General features: G+C 42.6%; 13 protein-coding genes. 12 read left to right on the top strand and 1 reads right to left on the bottom strand.

Features of this window, described 5'->3' with window-relative positions; genetic code table 11:
* Positions 1-2 precede the first annotated feature (2 nt).
* The 4 genes from R3E32_15395 to R3E32_15380 all read left to right on the top strand — a co-directional run bounded on the left by R3E32_15395 (position 3) and on the right by R3E32_15380 (position 7,123).
* Positions 3-1,436, top strand: a complete 1,434-nt coding sequence (locus tag R3E32_15395; GenBank protein ID MEZ4886119.1) for a glycosyltransferase — start codon at positions 3-5, stop codon at positions 1,434-1,436.
* Between the two features lie 167 nt (positions 1,437-1,603).
* On the top strand, positions 1,604-4,231 hold the full coding sequence (locus tag R3E32_15390; protein MEZ4886118.1) for a DUF4114 domain-containing protein: 2,628 nt from the start codon (positions 1,604-1,606) through the stop codon (positions 4,229-4,231).
* A gap of 434 nt (positions 4,232-4,665) precedes the next feature.
* Positions 4,666-6,945 carry a hypothetical protein gene (locus R3E32_15385; protein MEZ4886117.1) on the top strand — a complete coding sequence of 760 codons (2,280 nt, stop codon included), beginning with the start codon at positions 4,666-4,668 and terminating at the stop codon, positions 6,943-6,945.
* Entirely contained in the window at positions 6,929-7,123 is a 195-nt protein-coding gene (locus R3E32_15380; protein MEZ4886116.1) for a hypothetical protein, read from the top strand. The genes R3E32_15385 and R3E32_15380 overlap by 17 nt, the downstream gene beginning before the upstream one ends.
* A 53-nt stretch (positions 7,124-7,176) precedes the next feature.
* Here the strand turns inward: R3E32_15380 and R3E32_15375 are convergent, their stop codons facing one another.
* Positions 7,177-8,385 (bottom strand): glycosyltransferase family 4 protein, encoded by a 1,209-nt coding sequence (locus R3E32_15375; GenBank protein MEZ4886115.1) that lies wholly within the window; start codon positions 8,383-8,385, stop codon positions 7,177-7,179.
* 106 nt (positions 8,386-8,491) lie between these two features.
* On the opposite strand from R3E32_15375, the gene R3E32_15370 reads away from it, so the two are divergent.
* From R3E32_15370 to R3E32_15335, 8 genes are all read left to right on the top strand, one after another.
* On the top strand, positions 8,492-8,776 hold the full coding sequence (locus R3E32_15370) for a hypothetical protein (GenBank protein ID MEZ4886114.1): 285 nt from the start codon (positions 8,492-8,494) through the stop codon (positions 8,774-8,776).
* Between the two features lie 19 nt (positions 8,777-8,795).
* On the top strand, positions 8,796-9,152 hold the full coding sequence (locus R3E32_15365; protein MEZ4886113.1) for a hypothetical protein: 357 nt from the start codon (positions 8,796-8,798) through the stop codon (positions 9,150-9,152).
* Between the two features lie 242 nt (positions 9,153-9,394).
* Entirely contained in the window at positions 9,395-15,055 is a 5,661-nt protein-coding gene (locus R3E32_15360) for a S8 family serine peptidase (protein MEZ4886112.1), read from the top strand.
* Between the two features lie 73 nt (positions 15,056-15,128).
* Positions 15,129-15,503 carry a hypothetical protein gene (locus tag R3E32_15355; protein ID MEZ4886111.1) on the top strand — a complete coding sequence of 125 codons (375 nt, stop codon included), beginning with the start codon at positions 15,129-15,131 and terminating at the stop codon, positions 15,501-15,503.
* A 57-nt stretch (positions 15,504-15,560) separates the two neighbouring features.
* Positions 15,561-15,860, top strand: coding sequence for a type II toxin-antitoxin system PemK/MazF family toxin (locus tag R3E32_15350; GenBank protein MEZ4886110.1), 300 nt, complete (start codon positions 15,561-15,563; stop codon positions 15,858-15,860).
* Between the two features lie 13 nt (positions 15,861-15,873).
* Positions 15,874-16,086 carry a gliding motility-associated C-terminal domain-containing protein gene (locus R3E32_15345; GenBank protein MEZ4886109.1) on the top strand — a complete coding sequence of 71 codons (213 nt, stop codon included), beginning with the start codon at positions 15,874-15,876 and terminating at the stop codon, positions 16,084-16,086.
* Between the two features lie 105 nt (positions 16,087-16,191).
* Positions 16,192-17,697, top strand: coding sequence for a T9SS type A sorting domain-containing protein (locus tag R3E32_15340; GenBank protein ID MEZ4886108.1), 1,506 nt, complete (start codon positions 16,192-16,194; stop codon positions 17,695-17,697).
* A 53-nt stretch (positions 17,698-17,750) separates the two neighbouring features.
* Complete coding sequence (locus R3E32_15335) at positions 17,751-20,825, top strand: M1 family metallopeptidase (protein ID MEZ4886107.1); 3,075 nt, start codon at positions 17,751-17,753, stop codon at positions 20,823-20,825.
* Positions 20,826-20,838: the final 13 nt, after the last annotated feature.

Below are 20,838 nucleotides of genomic sequence, written 5' to 3'. Positions count from 1 at the left end.
AGGTGGAAACCCTTTACTACATATTGAACCTATTGATGCAGTTCTTTGAATACGGTGTATTTTTTTATGCCGTCTTTATCATGTCTTCTTATATCATCATTGCATTTGTTTCGGCAAAAATAGTGAAAGAATACAAAAAGCAACAAGAAGTGACAGACTACGAAGAACTGCTTACTTCTCCAATGTTGCCTTCTGTTGCCATCATTGCGCCCGCCTACAACGAAGCCATGACCATTGTGGACAATATTCGCTCACTTTTGTCGCTGCATTACAGCAACTTGCGAGTGATTGTAGTGAACGATGGCAGCAAAGACGATACAGTTCAAAAGGCAATTGATGCGTATGATTTGTACAAGATTGATTATTTCTACAACGAAAGAATCCCTACACAAAAAGTAAGAGGCATTTACAAATCGAAAAACCCTGCTTTTAGCAAGTTGATTTTTGTAGATAAAGAAAACGGACGCAAAGCAGATGCCATCAATGCGGGAATGAACGTAGCTGATAGCGAATATTTTGCCTGTATTGATGTGGACTGCATCATCGAACCCGACGCTTTTTTGAAGATGATAAGACCAATTATGCAAGCGGGCGACAAAAAAATGGTTGCCGTTGGAGGGATTGTGTGGCTGGTCAATGATGCACTGATTAAGAAAGGAACATTGATACAAGTAAAAGCTCCAGAGAGCTTTATAGCTCGTGTTCAAGTGATTGAGTATTTCAGAGCTTTTTTATTAGGGCGAACTGCTTGGAGTGCCATCAATGGATTACTCTTGATTTCGGGAGCATTTGGACTGTTTCACCGCAATACCGCCATCGCAGCAGGAGGCTACAAGCACGACACCGTAGGCGAAGACATGGAATTGGTCATGCGGATGCACGTATATATGCGTGACCGCAAAGAAAAATACCAAGTAGGCTACATTCCAGAGCCTTTGTGCTGGACAGAAGCCCCTGACAACTACAAGATTCTTGGAAGTCAAAGACACAGATGGACAAGGGGAACAATAGAATGTCTGAGTATATACCGCAAAATGTTCTTCAATCCAAAATATGGTGTCTTGGGGATGCTTAGCTACCCATATTGGTTATTCGCCGAATGGATGGCACCATTCATCGAAGCGGGCGGAATTTTATTTTTTATCCTCGTAGCTTTGTTGGGCTTAGTGAATTGGCCGTTCTTCTTTGCACTCTTATTATTGGTTTACACCTTTTCGACATTCTTTTCCATATTTGCCATCTATACCCAAGAGAAATCTTACTATAAGTACAGAGAAGTCAAGGATATATTGATGTTGACGCTCACCGCAATGGCAGAACCCATCATCTATCATCCGAGAGTTACCTACTGGGCATTGAAAGGCAACTTTGATCTATGGCGAAACAAGAATGTCGGTTGGGGAAACATGACCCGGACGGGATTTAAGAAAAAATAAATTCCAAACCATGGACTTACAAAACAAATTTTTCTTCACTTCTTTGGTAATTATTTCTAAAGACCCAAAGAAGTAGAGCTACTTAAAAATATAATCATCAATTACTTCAACAAGTAACTTTATTAACACACACACATTAAAATTAAGCCCAAAAAATGATACATCAAATGAAATTATCCACCCTCATTGTAGCCCTTTTGTTCAGCATTGTAGCCAATGCACAAACATTTCAATACTTAGGTACTTACAACAGTGACGGGGTTCCTGATTACTTGCTGACACCAGATGTCGTAGATGCAGATTTGCTCACCAACATTGCAGCCTCCCTACCTGAAAGTTTTCCTGTGCCTGACTTCAATCCGCAATACATTGCAGACAGCGTAGAAACAGACATTCTTTTGACCGATGATGCAGATGTGTGGGTGACATTCATAGACGAAGGCGCAGGTTACAAAAATGTATTGGGATTCTATACTTATGATATAGCCAATCCCCCAACAACTGCTCCAACTACCGAAAACATCACCATCATTTTTCCAAACGTATCCAAAAACGGAAGCGGCGGGGGACTCAATACTGGCGACAAGGTGCATCTTGGCAGTTTTACATCAGGTACCGGCATTGGTTTTGTGTTGATCGCCGATGGATGGGATGGAAGCACCTATAACGATGGAGGAAATGGAAACAACGGCAACGGAAACGGAAACAATGGAAATGGCAATGGGAACAATGGAAATGGCAACGGGAATGGAAACAACGGGAATGGTAATGGAAACGGCGGAAGTACCGGAAGTACCGACCAAGGAGGTGTAACCACAGGTAATTGGATTTTATACGGCAATCCAGACTTCAATCCAGAAGAAACCGAAACCCTTCGTGACCACATCGTGCTATTGGAAGACGATGGCGAAAACTTAATCGTATTTGGATTTGAAGACATTCGCCGAGACTATGCAAGTTGTGACAACGACTTCAACGATGCCATTTTTTATGTAACCGCCAATCCAATCACAGCCATTCAAACAGAAAGTATCAATTCCATCACCAAGGTAGCAGAAGATGTAGATGGCGGAAATGACAGTGGATTGGAAAGCAATGGGGACTTGGCTTCAAAAATTGCCAAACGCAACTTCCAACGGACCAAAACGGAGCGCATCAACTACAACAACACCAAAGCATTGCAGCCTTTCGATGCAAAAACCAAACAACAAAAACTCGGCATTGCTTCGGCAACAAACACCAAAAGCAATTCTGACCTCATAGATTTCATTCCCACCCATCCTTTTGAAAATGTAGAAGCCTACATCACCACCCCAGAAGATTTGTTGGGAATCACCAATGCACAAGAAGTATTTGCAGTGGACTACTTCAATGAAGATACACGTATGGCAGCAATGCTTGCCACAAGCACCGAAGGCAGCGTCTATGACCACACCAAAGCCATCTGTGACCGATTGAACGGCGGTAGCCTGGACAATATCCGTTTTGCGTATGTAAACGGCAAAGCGTTCATTCTATCTACCATCCGCAAGCCAAACGGCAAACTCGAATATGCCATTTCATTTTCCGTTTACACCAACAACGAAGGCCAACGAGTAGTCGAAAACCACTGGGTCATCGAACAATACCCAACAGGTGCTAACTATCAAAACTTTCAAGTTTGGTCCACTGCTCCACATTACACCCAAAAAATCATTGGCGATATTTTGGCAGCAATGGGTCAAGAAAATGAAGTGGTTTATGCAAACATAGCACCAGCATTACCTGCCGTTTTTGTGCAGAATGGTTACTACCAAAACGGAACACTTCACCTCAGCATCCGCAATACCAACCAAGCGACTTCTCTTATTTTGAAGGGAAATAAAACCGTCACTGAGACCAGCGAACGCATCGACTTTGAAGAAACCGTCACCTTGTCTGGCGATGAATACCAAACCCTTCTTATCGAGACAGGCGGTATTTTTGACTTAGGTTTTTCACTTCAAAACAATCACAGCGCACAAATTGACGTACTTTATACCGCCGATGCACCGTGGGGATTGGACTATGTAGCCGAAGGAGTTGACATCACCAACTACGAAGTATTGGCGCACACACCAACTGATGTTATCGAAGAAAAAACTTTGGTTTTGGAACGTGGAATCAACTTAGAAGGAAGCGTAAAAAACTACATTTCGGTTTTCAAAATGCTCAAAACTGCCAATCAAAGCCTCGATTTGAGTGCCTTCAATGCCCTTCAATTTGCGGCAAGCGGTAGGGGAACAGTGGAAATCACCTTGACCAAAGCAGGCATTGAAGCATGGGCAGACCAATTCAGAACCCACATCGAACTGACCGAAACAACTTCTGACTACGAACTTGCTTTCACAGGCTTTCAAAATGCAAATGGAGCTATTTTAGAAGATGTGACAGATGTTGTTTCAGTCGTGTTCAGCGTCAAAGGCAACGGCACTGATTTCGAAGATTTTGCATTGAATATTAGCAATCTACAATTCTCAGATGTATTCTCGACTTCCATTGAAGAAACAGAACTAACTGCCATTCAACAATCTCTTCAAATCTATCCGAATCCGTTTGAAAACCAAGCCACCATTCGCTTCAATATGCCAGAAGCCAGCAATGTGTGGATGCAAATTTTCAATATGAACGGACAGATGGTTCACCAACAAAACACAACTGCTTTTGCAGGAGAAAACCAATTGACCTTCAATGGCAATCGCCTTGCATCGGGAATGTACTTGTGTGTCGTTCAGTTTGAAGGAGGACAAGTACAGGCGAAAATGATAGTCAAATAGAAACCATTGATGTATAGACTTCGGAAGTTTCGTTCTTGCAAGAATTTATTCTTGGTAACAGAATCATGGAAGTCCAAAGTATAAACTTCCGAAGTCTTGTGTAGGAAAACAACATATATTGATAGCATAATTTTTTTCACTCTCGGAGTCTTAGGGATAGGCTTCGAGAGTTTTTGCATTTTGTTCATTTACAAAAAAAGTGTATTTTTAATATGGCAATATTTCGCTGAAATTTAACCTCATATTCTATTTTTAGAAACCCACCACAAGATGCTTTAAGCATACCAAGAGAAAAAGTATTATTGTAGAAGAAATGATTGAATAATTGCAAAATCTGCAACAGGTTAGTCAATCAAGCATTTTTTCTGACCTCCCATACGATACTATTTTGAAAGTCCTTCAAATTTTGTAATTTAGAATGACAATTCAGTATCGTGAAAATCTTAACACAAACCCTATCTTTTCTACTCTTTGTAGCCGTATTCCTCACCGCTTGTCAATTTGACTCCCACCAAACAGTCGAAAACAGCACTCTTTTGTCCAAAAACGAGCGAGGAACTGCCAAACCTGCTCCCTTTTTTGCAGAAAGAGCCTACCCCAACAAAGCACCGAATCAACAAGCGCATATCAATGCCCTGATGCAAGCCGAAGATGCCCGAAAACGAGCCGCACAAACTTCCGATTTGAAGTGGACATTTGCAGGGCCGACCAATATTGGAGGACGCATCACAGATGTAGTCATGCCCGCCAACGATTTGAATACCATTTTTGCGGCAGCAGCCACAGGAGGTGTTTTTAAATCCACAAATCAAGGAAAATCTTGGCAACCCATTTTCGACGACCAATTGAGTTTGTCCATTGGAGCATTGACGATTGCACCTTCTGATGCAGCGACTTTGTATGTCGGAACGGGTGAACCAAATGGGGGAGGAGGCTCGATCACCTACGATGGCATTGGCGTTTTTAAATCTCAAAATGGAGGGGAAACATGGCAATACATGGGTTTGGAGAAAAGCCGCAATATCGGACGCATTGCAGTAAATCCGAAAGACAAAAATCGTCTTTTTGTCGCTGCAATGGGTGGTTTGTTCGCCAACAATCCCGAACGGGGTTTGTTTCGCAGCGAAAATGGCGGCAAGGAATGGGAAAAGGTCTTGTATGTTTCGGACTCAACAGGTTGTGTAGATGTAGTGATTCATCCCACACAGCCCGACACGCTTTTTGCGGCAATGTGGGAGCGTACTCGCCGACCTGACCACAGACAGTACGGCGGCAAAACTTCGGGTTTGTACCGTTCTTTGGATGGAGGTGACAGTTGGCAGCAATTGACCAATGGTTTGCCTCGCTACGATGTGGGGCGAATTGGCGTGCAAATATCGGCTTCAAATCCCAGTATTGCTTATGCCATTTATGCAAGCGAAGACGGTGACTTCAAGGGGGTTTTTCGCACAGACAATCATGGCGATTCTTGGCGGCAAGTAAACGACAAAGATTTGGTGGAAATGTACATCACTTATGGTTGGTGGTTTGGCAATATTCGAATTGACCCCAACAATCCTGACATCGTGTATGCTTTGGGTTTGGATATTTGGAAGTCGGTAGATGGCGGAGAAACTTGGCTCAACACCTCTGCAGAACAAGGTGTGCATGTGGACCAACATGGTTTGGTGATTCATCCTCAAAACAGTCAGTTTTTGGTGTCGGGCAATGATGGCGGTGTTCATACTTCAATGGATGGTGGCGAAACTTGGCAACACCTTCAAAATCTACCCATTACCCAGTTTTACAGTTGTGCGATTGACCCTAAGAACCCAGATAAATTATATGGTGGATCACAAGATAATGGCGTCATTCGAACGGGTTTTGCAGCTCCTAATAAGTGGGAGCAGATTTTGTCGGGAGATGGTTTTCAGGTCTTGGTTGACCACGAAAACAGTGATTATATTTACGCAGGACATCAATACGGCAACTGGTATCGGGCGGTTGATGGTGGTGATACTTTCGTGCCATGTATGGAAGGGATTGACCCTTTTGACCGCAAAAACTGGAATACGCCTATTGTACAAGATTTGGAAGATGTACGGATTTTGTATTTTGGAGCAAACCGCTTATACAAATCTTATGACCGAGGTTTGTCTTGGAAACCAATGAGTAGTGACATGACGGATGGTCCAAGCACGGGTAATTTGATGTATGGAACGATTACGACCATTGCAGTAGCAGCGAGTCAAACGGAAGTGCTGTATGTCGGTACAGATGATGGAAATGTTTGGAATACGCAGGATGGCGGCAAAACATGGGCTTTTCTCTCGCAAAGCCTACCCAAACGCTGGGTATCGGCTATTGCAGTAAATCACAAAAACCCGAATATTGCCTATTTGACTTTTTCAGGATATCGGCAGGCAGATTATACACCCCACATTTTTCGTACCGAAGATGGTGGCAAAACGTGGATAGATATTTCGAGTAATATTCCCGAAGCTCCTATCAATGCGGTGGTTATAGATCCCAAAGATGAACAGACTTTGTATGTGGCTTCTGATTTGGGCGTGTTTGTGACTCATAATTTAGGGCAATCTTGGGGAATGTTGGGCAGCAATTTGCCGAATGTACCGGTCATGGATTTAGATTTGCACGAAAAAACGGGAAAATTGGTGGCAGCGACTTATGGGAGGGGAATCTATTTTTTGATGGTGGGTGAGAAAGAAAAATAGAGTCAATCTGCTTCATCTCAAATATGGTCGATATGTCATTGAAGTAGTCTATGAAGTTGCCACTCCGAGCTTTCAAACTGCCAATCAAAAGGAGGCTGAACTGGATTTGGGAGTCAATAATTTGGGAACAGTTGTGTTCAATAGGAAAAGCATTTCTTCGTATGTTGTCGTTATTTGAAACAAGAGAAAAGCACTTAATTGTTTATATTCCTTCATAGTGATTTACACCAATTATTTCCCGCCAATCACCCCCTCATAAAAACCCACCAACCCTTCAATCAATTCTCTTGTATCATGCTCCCTCACAACAAACTCCCTCGCATTCTCTCCAATTTTCCCTGCGAAAATTTCACTCTCCACACATTTCAACAAAGCCCCCGCAAACGCTTTTGGCAAATCTGCCATCAAAATATTTTCACCCGAACTGCAATTGATTCCCTCTGCTGCAATACTTGTCGCCACAATCGGTTTCGCCAAAGCCATCGCTTCAATGATTTTGATACGCATTCCACTACCCGAAAAAAGCGGGCAAATCATCGCCCCTTTTGACTGCATAAACTCAACCGCATTCGGTACTTCTCCCACAAAAACCACATTCGGAATCTGCTGCTTCAAAAACCAATCAGGTGCATTTCTCCCTGCAATAAAACATTGAAGGTCAGGAAACACTTCAATGACCTGACTCCAAACTTCTCCAAAAAACCATTGCAGTCCTTCAATATTCGGCATCCAATCCAATGAACCAATAAAAAATACCGAAGGAACATCAACAATAGTTTTTTCAGCCAAAGGATAGTCCTTCAAATCAATACTCCCCGCCATCGTCCAACAAGGTTTTGAAAACCCAAAGTCTTTCCATTGCCGTTCATCAACCACCGAAATCGGCACCAATCCATCGTACAATTGCAGGCTATCCAATTCAAATTTTTTCATGCGTTTTGCCAATAAAGTCATGTACCACCATTTCAAAGGATTCGTCTGTTCGGCAGCCAATCGCTCCCAAATCTCAAACTCCAAATTGTGCGCCCGCATCACAATCGGTGCTTTGCAGTTTTGGCGAATCGCAGGAATATAAGTCGCCAAATAAACGCCTTCCAAATGCACCACATCAAAATCCGTTTGCTGCAAATAATCAATGATTTGGGCTTCAAAATCAGTGTTGTAGAAGCGTTGAATACTGTAAGACTTTGAAGAAAATAGATTTACAAAAGCTGCAATGGAAGAAATGTTGGTATTGACAAAAGTGCTGTCAAAATGGGCTATCTGTTGAAGGGAATTGGGCAGTTTTTCTTTGTCAAAGGGATGTTTATAGGTCGCAATCGTCAAGACTGTCACCTCATGCCCTGCTTCGTACAAACCTTTGGTAATCGTGCGAATAGCGATTGCTTCACCATCTTTGGCAGGATATAAGGACTTTTTGCAGATTTGTAGAATTTTCATGGGCTAAAATTAGTGAAAATGCGGGTTTGAAAACAAAAAACATTCAATTTTATCAAACCCAACTCCTCAAAGTGGTGTTCACTTACTACTAAAACAGTTTAAAATAATGAGTGAATTAGAACACTGGCAAAAAAAATGTGATGTATGCGGTGAATGGACGGATGGGAATAAATACGTGTGTCAACATTGTGGGGAAATCATGGAAGAAGAACGCCACAAACAAGCCTTAAAACGAGAATCACATTCCCTATATGACTTGGGGTGGGTGAAAATCCATCCCACTGACCATTTGATTGTCAAAGCATTGAAGCGAATGATTTTGACTGTTCAGGTGATTTACTTTGGTTTGTTGTCCTTTTTTATTTGGCTCATCGCTTTTTTATCTTCCTAATTTCACTCTACATTCGACCATGAATTTACTCCGCTGCCCTCTTTTTATTCTTGCTTGTTTCTTATTCATTTTCAATCAGTTTTTGGAATCCCAGCAAATTTTCCTCCCCTACATCCACGCCTATTTAGACGACCTACTTTGTTTCCCAATCGTCCTGACCATCATCCTTTTCCTCCTCCGAGAAATCTACCAAAACCCCAATTACCGCTTCACTCCCCTCCAAATAGTCTTTGCCCTTGCCTATTTCAGTCTTGCCTTTGAAGTAGTTTTGCCTTATTTTTCAGCGAATTATAGAGGCGATATTTTGGATGTGGTGGCTTATGTTGTGGGGGCGGTGATTTTTTGGAAGTGGATGCAGAAAACTGGAGATTCTTGATAGAGGCTTTGGATGTTAGTGAAATAATAAACAAAAAAATCTCTCTATCTCTCTGATTCTCCGTTTCCGCTTCAACTATTGTCAAGGTTTGCAACCGTCACCGACAAATCGGGATGTTTCATTGACAAAGTTTTCGCTAAATTTTATGTTCTCATCTTCCCAAAAAATGCTTATATTCCTTCTTCTCAACCATGAAAAATACGATGCTTACAAGAATATACCTGCTATTAACTTGCTGCTTCATGTTGCAATTTGCGAACGCCAATGACTGCTACGAAATATGTACGGCAAATCAAGAAATTAACTTCAATTGGTGTCCAAACCCTCCCCTAACCCCTCCCAAAGGGAGGGAAAACAAGGAGTGGAAGAACTCCTTTATAGCCTCTCCCAAAGGGAGGGGAAACAAAGAGTCGAAAACCCCCTTTCTAACTTCTCCCAAAGAGAGGGGAAACAAGGAGTGGAAGAACTCCTTTCTAACTTCTCCCAAAGAGAGGGGAAACAAGGCGTGGAAGAACTCCTTTATAGCCCCTCCCAAAGGGAGGGGAAACAAGGCGTGGAAAAACCCCTCCCTTTGGGAGGGGCAGGGGAGGGTTTCAGGACAACTCCTCCTAAAATTGAAGGAAAAGAAAAACCTCCTTCAATTGAAACAAGTCTTACCCTTCAAAAAATACCAAATTGAAGCCATCCAACCCGCTTTTCCAAGCCTTCAAAAAATGGACAAAACCTACCGAATCCACTTCAAAAATACCCAACTTACCCAACAACTCCTCACCCAAATTGCAGCTCTTTCCTATATCGAATATGTCGAACAAATCCCTATCTATCAAACCTTCTACACGCCCAATGACCTACATCCTTCGCAGTGGAATCTTTCTAAAATTCAAGCCCAAACCGCTTGGGATTTTGTGAAAGGCAGTGCCAACATTGTAGTCGCAATCGTAGATGATGCCGTAGAAACCACACATCCCGATTTGGCGGTAAATATTTGGCAGAATGTAGGCGAAATTCCGAACAATGGAGTGGATGATGACGACAATGGCTATGTGGATGATGTGCAGGGCTACGATGTGGCAGATGACGACAACAACCCAAACCCTCCCTTCAATGCCGATGCACACCATTTTTCGCACGGAACGCATTGTGCAGGAATCGTTTCGGCGGTGACGGACAACAACAAAGGCATTGCAGCAATTGGTGGAAATGTGCGGTTGATGGTCGTCAAAAGCAAGGAAAATGCCACAAGTGGCAGCTCTTTGCAGGCTGGAATGGAGGGCGTTGCCTACTCAATTGCAGCAGGGGCAAATGTCATCAGTATGTCTTGGGGTGGCCCTGCCTATTCCCAAACTTTGCAGGATTTGATCACAGTTGCCCATGAGCAGGGAATTGTATTGGTCGCAGCCGCAGGAAATAGCGATACTGATGCGCCGATGTACCCCGCTTCTTACGACCATGTTATCAGTGTGGGCGCAACAAATCAAGAAGACGAAAAGGCGTTTTTCTCCAATTATGGCGACAAGATTGATGTGATGGCCCCTGGTTTTGAAATTTGGAGTACGGTGGCTGGAAAAAGTTATGACTTCAAAAACGGCACTTCAATGGCTTGTCCTTTGGTCGCTGGGCTTGCGGGGCTGATGTTGTCCTACAATGAACACATTTCACCCGATGATTTGGAGGAATGTTTGAAGAACAGTTGCGACAATATTGACGGGCAAAACGGTAGCTATTTGGGTCAAATTGGCGCAGGGCGCATCAACGCTTTTGAAGCCCTCGCTTGTTTGCGAGTGCCTCCAACGGCATTTTTTGCAGCCAATCTCGAAACAGCTTGTGCGGGAGAAGCCGTGCAGTTTTTCGATAAAAGTTTGGGGGCAGATATTGACACTTGGACATGGACTTTCGAGAACGCAACACCTTCTTTCTCCAACCTAAAAAATCCCATCGTCACCTTCAATGGCAACGGCACTTTTGAGATACAATTGACCGTCACCAATCCTTTGGGCAGCCATACGACCACACAAAACTTTACCATTCAGCCGCCTACTGCAACCATTAGCGGTAATTCCGTCATTGCAGAAGGCGACAATACAGCCTTCAAAATCACCTTCACAGGTTCTCCTCCGTTTTACATCACCTATACCGATGGCGAAACCGAACAAAGCATTGACAACATCACCGAAAATCCCTTTTATGTGGTGTTTAGCCCCGAAATAACAGCAACTTATTCGTTGGTCAGCATGAGCAGTGCGGTCTGTGAAGGAACAGTAGAAGGAGAGGCAAAAGTAAGCGTTTTGCCACCGCCAGAATATGCAGAAGCCACAGGTTCAGGACTTCCCGTTTGGCCTTTTGTGTCGAGTCAGGCGAATACTTGCGAGGTTTGGACGTGGTTTCCAGAAGAAAATTGGGAATTGATGGATTGTCCTTTCAACAGCACCGCTGTAGCATCGGGTGTGGGTTTGACCCCTTGTGGTGAGGCTTTGTTTTATGTCTATCATACGGGGGAAGATGCACCCAATCAATTGTTTGTGACAGATGTAAATGCCCAACCTTTGCACATGGAAGGGATGAATGCACTGATGGACGACAAAGAATTGCAGTTGGTTCCCGTTCCTAAAGCCTTCAATGAATGGTATGTGGTTTACAGCATCTATACCGACGAAATTTTGGCAGGAGGTCGGACGGCTTACACGCCTACCAACATCGTGTATTCCCGCTTTTTTTACGATGGCAATTCCTTCCATTTCATCGAAAAAGATGTGGTTTTGGAGGTCAATGGACAGGTGCAAACTTACACACATGGCAAAGCAATTTCGCAGCGAATGGGCGCAAACGAAGATTTTCACTACCTCTATACTTGCCGCCGAAAATGGAACAGCAATACCCTTTCGTTGGATAGATTTATCATTGACAATCAAAACATTCGTTGGGACAAAAGCACCTATTCGACACCTGAAGATTTTTGGAATTTGACCATTGCAGGTTCGCCTATCGAAATCAGCCCCAAAGGAGATAAAATGGTGGTGGTCAGTCGCAATCAATCTTATACTGCAACCGATTTGTTTGTTTTTGATTTAGAACCTTTTGACCTTTCTTCGATGCGAAAAATCTCTTTGGGAAAACTCACCCTAATGCCCGATTTTGAGAATTTGTTTGAGCCAATGAAGTTAGACGATGTGGCAAATACCGTTGAAGGTTTGGGCTTTTTGAAGAATATCTCACGAAAGATTTTTGATGCTGAATTTAGTCCTTCTGGTGATTTTTTGTACTTCTCCAATGGCGGTTTTGTGAGTTCTAACTATACGAATATCACCTATTTAGGACAAATTGATTTGACCACACCTTATCCCTACCAAATGCGCTTGCAGGTACAAACAACGCCTGATGATAGCTACGATGTGGAAACAGGTCGAGGTTGTGTTTATACGAGTACTTGTTTGAGTAAGTATCAGCCAATCAATAATATAGAGTTGGGTTATGATGGTCGCTTGTACTTTCAAAAACAAACGACCAACAAACTCTACGTTGTTCCCAATGCCAACCTCCCGATGCAGCAACGTTTGATTCCTGGCGATGTGGATTTGAGTACGCCCGAATCACCGAATTTACCTGTAAGTGGCGCAATCAGCGCCTTTCCGCAGTCCATTGACGGCTATCAATACATTCCCCCAAACTTCGCCAAATTCAACATTCCCGTCCAAATTGAGGATTGTCACGGTTGTTTGAATCCTGAAAATTTTCCTGTGACGGTGGAATTGCAAACGGCAGAAGGGGAATTGATAAAGGCGGCGGTGATTTCGGAATGTCCCGCAGCGATTGAAGTTTGTTTGGATATCAGCCGACAATATCGTTTGTTTTTCAATGGAGCGTATATAGAAAATATTTTGAAGGAAGGAAAACTGTGGGAGGAACTGCCCTATACTTTTCAGCAAGGCACAGATGTTGATTTGGTGTTGGAGGAACTGCCCTTAATTTGTTTGGGCGAAGAAGCGAGGGTTTTGCAGGCAACGCCTATTGGAGGAAATTTTTCGGGAACAGGTGTAGAAAATGGCATTTTTTACCCTTCTATTGCAGGCTTAGGCACGCATACGATTTACTACGAATACTTGGATATTGACGAATGTGTGGCTGTGGAGAGCATGGATATTGAAGTGGTAGGTGTAGAAATTGAAGCGGGAATTTCTCCCACAATTTGCCCCAACGAAAGTGTGCAATTGCAGGCTTCAAATGCTCCAAATTACCTTTGGACTCCTTCAACGGATCTGAACCAAACCAATATCGCCAACCCCACTGCAAATCCTGCACAAACAACAACTTACCGAGTTGAAACCACAGACGCAAACGGGTGTACTGCAATGGATGAAGTGACGGTTTATGTTGCTCCTTTGCCTGTTTTGCAGCCCATTGCAGTGGATACAAGTGTTTGTAAAGGAACGGTTTTGGAGATGGATTTGTCCAAAAAAATCACACCCATTTCGGATTATTCTTATCATTGGACTCCTTCAACGGGCGTGTCGAATCCCGATATTGCCAATCCTACGATAACGCTCAGTGAGAGTGCGACTTATACTTTGGAGGTGACAAATGAGTTGGGTTGTGTTTCGGAGCAGGAGGTAATGATTGAAGTGGAGATTTTGGAGGCAATTTTGGATTTGGGCGAAAACCTGCAAGCAAATTGTGGTGAAAACATCGTTTTAAATGCACCCGAAGGCAACGTTTACAAATGGTTTCCAACCACAAATCTTAGCTGCAATGACTGCCAAAATCCTACTGCAATTCTCAGTGAAACAACGACTTTTCATTTGACTTTTGAAGACTTCAATGGCTGTGTGGCGGAGGATTCGATAACGGTTGAAGTGGTCGGTGCAAGTTTGGATTTGGGCGAAAACCTGCAAGCAAATTGTGGTGAAAACATCGTTTTAAATGCCCCCGAAGGCGACGTTTACAAATGGTTTCCAACCGCAAATCTTAGCTGCAATGACTGCCAAAATCCTACTGCAATTCTCAGTGAAACAACGACTTTTCATTTGACTTTTGAAGACTTCAATGGCTGTGTGGCGGAGGATTCGATAACGGTTGAAGTGGTGGATGACTTGGAGGTGGTTTTGGAGCAGTATGCTTTTTGTGAGATTGAAAATGTGGTTTTGGAGGCGGGTGATTTTGTGGAGTATGAATGGTCGAATGGTTCTACTACTTCCTCCATTGAAGTACAAAACGAAGGCGTTTATTTCGTGACTTTGACCAATGCAGCAGGTTGTAAATTGGCTAAAAAATTCAATGTTTTAGAGTATGAACAGCCGCAAGTGGTGATAGAAGGGGAGGCGGAAATTTTGGAGGGAGAAACGACGGTTTTGACTGCAATGCCCGATTTTGATTTGTATGAATGGTCGAATAGTGCTGTAAGTCAAACCATTGAAGCTACAACAATGGGCATATACACGGTGATGGTGACGGACACAAATGGCTGTACGGCTACTGCGTTTTTTGAGTTGAATGTTTTGCCAAACGATACTTTGCCCATAGACACGCTTCCAACAGACTCTATTCCAGACCTTCCGACCGATACGATTCCTACGGACACCATCCCCGATTTACCGACTGACACGATTCCCGACCCGCCTATTTTGGAGGACTTGGACAACAAGCTGGTCGTGCCGACTGCTTTTTCTCCAAATGGTGATGGCATCAATGATGTGTTTTTGATTCGTGGACAAAACATTGTGGATGTGCAGTATGCGATTTACAACCGTTGGGGGCAGAAGGTGTTTGAAGCGGGTGATTTGGTGGCTGTTTGGGATGGTCGCTTCAAAGGACAAGACTTGGATTTGGGAACATACATAGTGGATGTTTGGGTGCGGTTTAGGGATGGGAATGAGGAGGTTAAGAGAGGATGGGTGGTTTTGATTAGATAGAAATGAAGCTTCATTTACCTCAATAAATTCAAACAGGTTTAATATTTTGTAAAAATCGTATCTTTGGTAAAAAATGTATAAAATGACGGATTCGGATATCAAACTTCAACTATTTAGGGCAATAGACCACTTGACAGGGAAGGAATTGCATCAAGTTTATCAATTATTGATGGATGTTGTAAGTACCTCTATTGTAGAAAAATCAGATGCGGAAAAAGAAGGTTTGGAAGCAGCGTATAAAGAAATGGCAGAAGATGAACAGAATGGAATCAGGAAGTTTGATGAAGTAGAGGATTGGAATTTTCAATCAGCAATTCTTCAAGATAATAAAGAAGAATACGGTGGGTATTTGTCAAAACTTTCAGAAAATGAATATACTGATTTGAGGGCAGCCTACGAAGAAATGGCAGAAGATGAACAGAATGGAAAAAGAAATTTAGACTGGTAAACAAATAATTATATGACAAAAAGGAAACCAAAAGTTAGACGGGGTGATGTTTGATGGGTGAATTTTTCTCCTTCAGTTGGCAGTGAAATAAGAAAGGAAAGACCAGCTATTATTCTCAGTAACAATCTTGTCAATAAAGTTTTAGGGCGTTATCAAGTCATTCCTCTTAGCAGAACGGTGAGCAAAATTTATCCCAGCGAAGTGAAAATAAATTTAGATGGAGATGCTTGCAAGGCCATCATTGACCAATTAACTACAGTTAGCAAAGAACGACTGGATAATAGAGTTGGTCAAATTTCAAAAAAAGATATGGCGAAAATTGAAACTGCCATTAAGAAGCAGTTGGATATGGAGTAATTCTTTTCACTAGTTGATTCGTAGACAAAACATTGTGGATGTGCAATATGCGATTTATAACCGTTGGGGGCAGAAGGTGTTTGAGGCAGGTGATTTGGTGGCTGTTTGGGATGGACGTTTTCGAGGGCAAGACTTGGATTTGGGGATGTATGTGGTGGATGTTTGGGTGCGGTTTAGGGATGGGAATGAGGTGATTAAGCGGGGATGGGTGGTTTTGGTGAGGTGATTTTGATCTCAAAAAAACTTGGACATATAAATTTTGTTTTACTTACTAAGAAAACATTAACTTAGCCCTTGATTTCTAAAAATTTACTCTCTCAAAATTCACCTCATGCAAAAAACAACTACTTTTTTACTGCCTCTTCTTTTGAGCAGTCTGATTTTTGCCCAAACCGAATACACCATGCAAAATGCAACGGTGGCGGATTGTTCAGGAATTTTATACGATAGTGGGGGACCTGATGCCGATTATAACCCAAATGAAAAACTTGTCTTTACGATATGCCCCGATCCTGTGCCAACTTGTATGCAAATAGATTTTGGAACAGTGATGATGGAGTCGAACTTTGATTTGTTAGAAGTCTTTGACGGCTCAAGCACGACTAGTCCACAATTGCTTTTTCACAATACAGGACTTCAAACTTTGCCCATTCTGAATGCCTATAATGGCTGTATTACGGTTCGATTTCGATCTGATACAGATACGCAGCTCACAGGTTGGAAGGCTACATGGAATTGTTTTGAAGAGGACTGTCCGATTCCCATCATACGACCAAACGAGCAAGATTGCGAAGGAGCGATTGTAGTCTGTCAAGAAGTTTACAGCAATCTAAATCCATACTATGGGGAAGGACATATACCGAATGAAATTGATGGGCAGAACACTTGTTTATTGAGTGGTGAAAAAAATAGTGTTTGGTACAAATTGAAGGCAGAAGACTTTGGGGAATTGGCCTTTTCCATCATTCCATACAATTTAACTGATGATTACGACTGGGCGGTTTTCAATGTTACCAATAATACTTGCGGAGAGATTTATGACAATCCTTCTTTATTGATCAGTTGCAATTATTCCTCCACAGCTGGTATTACAGGGCCAACTGGTGAAACGAATCAAACGTCTGCTTTAGGGGAAGATAAAAACCAAAACAAAAAAATTACGGTCAAAAAAGGTTGGGTCTATGCCATCAACATCAGTCAATTTACTACTTCTCCAAATGGCTTCATCCTAGATTTCAGTGCTTCAACCATACCGATTGGCGATGAAGTAGCAAGCATTATTGAAGACAAAAACGTTTTTTTGAAGGGAACAGAGCCTGATTTACTTCAATTGAATTTTTCAGAAGAGGTACAATGTCAAACCATTGAAGCCTTGAATTTGTCCATTGAAGGTTACGAACTCACCAACGAAACCCTCTGCAATGAAACGGGATATGCTCAAACTTTTTATTACAGAATCGAACCAGAATTGCCAATAGGTGAATACGTTCTACTTCTTGAAGGAGAAATAGCGGATGTCTGTGGAAATACGGATACCTTCAGCGAAAGTTTTGATTTACAAATAGCTGACTTAACAGACATTGAAGATGCACTTCAAAACCCGATTCGCTTCTATCCCAATCCAAGCCAACAGACAATTTTTGTAGAACTTCCTATTTCCTTCAATGGAAACACACATATTGAAGTCTATAGTGTGGAAGGCAAAATACTGCAAAACAGTAAGTTAGAAAATAAGAAAACAGTTGAAATAGACGTTTCGCACTATCCACGAGGCATTTATTATTTGAAGGTGAAAGTAGGAGCAAGCGTTTGGACAGAAAAAGTAGTGGTTCAGTAGCAGCCTCTAACATTAATCTGTTAAATTTGCAGATTCAAAAAGCAATGAATTTGATGATGCGGCAAACACTGATAAGTTTCTTATTTATATTTTGTTATATTCCACTATTCTCCCAATCTACTGATGATTGGCAACAAACGGTCAATTACGAAATTGATGTGACGCTCAACGACAAAAAACACGAGTTGGACGGTCGAATGGAAATAGAATACATCAACAATTCACCTGACACGCTGGACTTCATTTATTTCCACCTGTGGCCCAATGCCTACAAAGACCAGTCAACTGCTTTTGCCAAGCAGTTTTTGGAGAATGGAAATGCAGATTTTTATTTTTCTATCGAAAAAGATCGAGGTTATATAGACCAATTGCGCTTCAAAGTGGGTGATGAAAAATTAAAGTGGGAACCCGATAGAGAACACAAAGACATCGCAAAATTAATTTTACCAGAACCTGTGTTGCCAAATAGTAAAGTGTTGATTAACACGCCTTTCCATGTCAAACTACCAGTCACCTATTCTCGCATGGGACATCAAGGGCAAGCCTACCAAATCACGCAATGGTATCCCAAGCCCGCAGTCTATGACCAAGATGGTTGGCATCCGATGCCCTACCTCGACCAAGGCGAATTTTATTCTGAATTTGGTAGATATGATGTCGAAATCACGCTGCCTCAAAACTATGTGGTGGGTGCGACAGGTGATTTGCAAAACGAGGAGGAACTCCAATGGCTGACGGAAAAAGCGAAAGAAACGGCCGAAAAGAAAAGTTATTCGCTGTGGGACAACAGTTTTCCGCCTTCCGATACGACCTACAAAACGCTGCAATACATACAAGACAATGTGCATGATTTTGCGTGGTTTGCCGACAAACGCTACCATGTATTGAAGGGTGAAGTCATGCTCCCTCGTTCTGGTGAAAAAGTCACTACTTGGGCCATGTTTACCAATGAAGAAGCCGACCTTTGGAAACACAGCATTGGTTACATCAACGAAGCGGTTTTGTTTTACTCCAAGCATTTGGGCGATTACCCCTACCGTCAAGTCACTGGGCTTCAAGGAGGTTTGGGTGCAGGCAGTGGTATGGAATATCCGATGGTGACGGTAATTGGCTATGCTGGAAACGACACTTATTTAGAAGATGTCTTGCTGCACGAAGTGGGACACAACTGGTTTCAAGGGATTCTCGCCTCCAATGAGCGAGACAATCCGTGGATGGACGAAGGCATGAACTCTTACTATGAATCCCGTTATCTCGAAGAAAAATATCCGAAATTGGGAAGCTACGATAGTCTGCCAAATGTGACTGCGGAAAATGTGGTTGACAATTTGGGATTCTCCGATTTTTATGCGACTCCCTACAACTACTATTGGTACTTACTCTATGCAAGACAAGCTAAAGACCAGCCTGTTACATTGGATTCCGAAACCTTGACAGACGACAACTATGGCGCAATGATTTATGGCAAGGCAGCTTTAGCAATGCGCTATTTGGAGGGATATTTAGGCAAAGCGACTTTTGACCAAATCATGCAGCAATACTATGAAACCTACAAGTTTAAACATGTTTCGCCCAGTGATTTCAGGACTTTGTTGGAGCATGAAACGGGCAAAGATTTGAGTTGGTTTTTTGACGAATTGCTGAATACTAACAAAACAATTGACTACAAAGCCAACTATATTTACCGCTATGGCAAAAACGATGCAGGGCAGAAAGTGCATCGAGTCGAAGTCAAAAACAAAAAAGATGCCATTGCAGCCCCTTTTTCCTTAACTGCCTTCAAAGGCGATTCGGTGATTGCGACCCGATGGTATGAAGGTTTTGCAGGTACTCGAAAAGTAGAATTTCCCGCCTTGAAATACGACAAACTCCGAATTGATGCTGGCGGATACGTTCCTGAAATCAATCGACGCAACAACAACTACAACCTCAAAGGTGGAAAAAGAGGTCGCCCGATTCAGCTAAAACTCTTTGGAAGTCTGGAAGATGAACACCACAAGCAAATTTTTTACACGCCGATGTTGGGCTTCAACAAATACGATGGTTTGATGCTCGGTGCGGCTTTCTACAACAGTCTTGCCCCTCGCAAAAGGGTGGAATATTTTGCAGTTCCAATGTTCAGCCTCAATGCAGCGGATTTGGTCGGTACGGCAAATATTCAATACCATTTGTTGCCCAAAAAAGGAGTGGTTAATCGTTTGACATTTGGTTTAGACGTGCATCGATTCACCGAGGGCAACCTTTCGGCTTTCCCCAAAGAAACGGCTCCTCCCGAAATCCAACAAATTGACGAGGATGTTCAATATCTGCGATTTGTGCCTTCTGCCACGCTGACTTTTCGCCCCAAAGATGCCCGCAGTTCGGTCGAAAAACAGTTGCAGTTTAGACACATCAACATGAACCGAGAGTCGTTTAGTCAAGATACTGCTTTCTACAATGTAGAACGTTTGCTTCGCAACAATTCCTATTCTATCAATGAATTATCTCTCTCCTTAAATGACAAAAGACGTATTCACCCTTATGGCTTCAATGTGCAATTGCAGCAATCGAAGGACTTTAGTTTGGCATCGGCTGAGGTGAAGTACCTTTTGTCGTATAAAGGGGGTAAACACGATGGTTTGGATGTGCGTTTGTTTGGTGGTTATTTCCTCAAAAACGATGCAATTGGAATAGCGTTGACCATGAGTGATACGGGGCCACGAGATTTTGTATATGATGATTTGTTGTTGGGGCGAAATGAGGTCAGCGGATTCTTTTCGCAGCAGGTGACGATGCAACATGGGGGCTTCAAAATTCCTTTGGGTTCGGTCGGTTTTGCGAATGAATATTTGCTGGCTGCCAACTTGAAAACTACGTTGTTATCGAAAATTCCTGTGAAAGCCTACTTCAATTTTGGCTACGGCAAAAGTAGCAGTAGTTTGATTCCATGGTCAGAAAAACTCTTGGTGGAAGGTGGTTTGGCGCTGATTGTTGTGCCGAATCGTTTTGAAGTGTATTTGCCTTTGGTGTATTCGGATGATTTCCAAAAACGCATTGACATCAGCGGTTTGAAGCTACTGCAACGGGTGAGCTTTTTGCTGGATATTGATGGGCTGAATCCTGTGAAGTTGTTGAGAGGGGCGTTTTAGGAAAATGCAAGAA

The organism is Chitinophagales bacterium, from assembly GCA_041392475.1.
Taxonomy (GTDB): domain Bacteria; phylum Bacteroidota; class Bacteroidia; order Chitinophagales; family UBA2359; genus JAUHXA01.
The sequence above is the reverse complement of the archived record's forward strand: the minus strand, read 5'-3'. Positions and strand labels throughout refer to the sequence as shown.

Bases quoted from the DNA above. Each gene is read 5' to 3' on its own strand.
- R3E32_15390 (MEZ4886118.1), top strand. From the start codon at position 1,604: ATGAAATTATCCACCCTCATTGTAGCCCTTTTGTTCAGCATTGTAGCC.
- R3E32_15375 (MEZ4886115.1), bottom strand. From the start codon at position 8,385: ATGAAAATTCTACAAATCTGCAAAAAGTCCTTATATCCTGCCAAAGAT.
- R3E32_15370 (MEZ4886114.1), top strand. From the start codon at position 8,492: ATGAGTGAATTAGAACACTGGCAAAAAAAATGTGATGTATGCGGTGAA.
- R3E32_15365 (MEZ4886113.1), top strand. From the start codon at position 8,796: ATGAATTTACTCCGCTGCCCTCTTTTTATTCTTGCTTGTTTCTTATTC.
- R3E32_15360 (MEZ4886112.1), top strand. From the start codon at position 9,395: ATGTTGCAATTTGCGAACGCCAATGACTGCTACGAAATATGTACGGCA.
- R3E32_15355 (MEZ4886111.1), top strand. From the start codon at position 15,129: ATGTATAAAATGACGGATTCGGATATCAAACTTCAACTATTTAGGGCA.
- R3E32_15340 (MEZ4886108.1), top strand. From the start codon at position 16,192: ATGCAAAAAACAACTACTTTTTTACTGCCTCTTCTTTTGAGCAGTCTG.
- R3E32_15335 (MEZ4886107.1), top strand. From the start codon at position 17,751: ATGATGCGGCAAACACTGATAAGTTTCTTATTTATATTTTGTTATATT.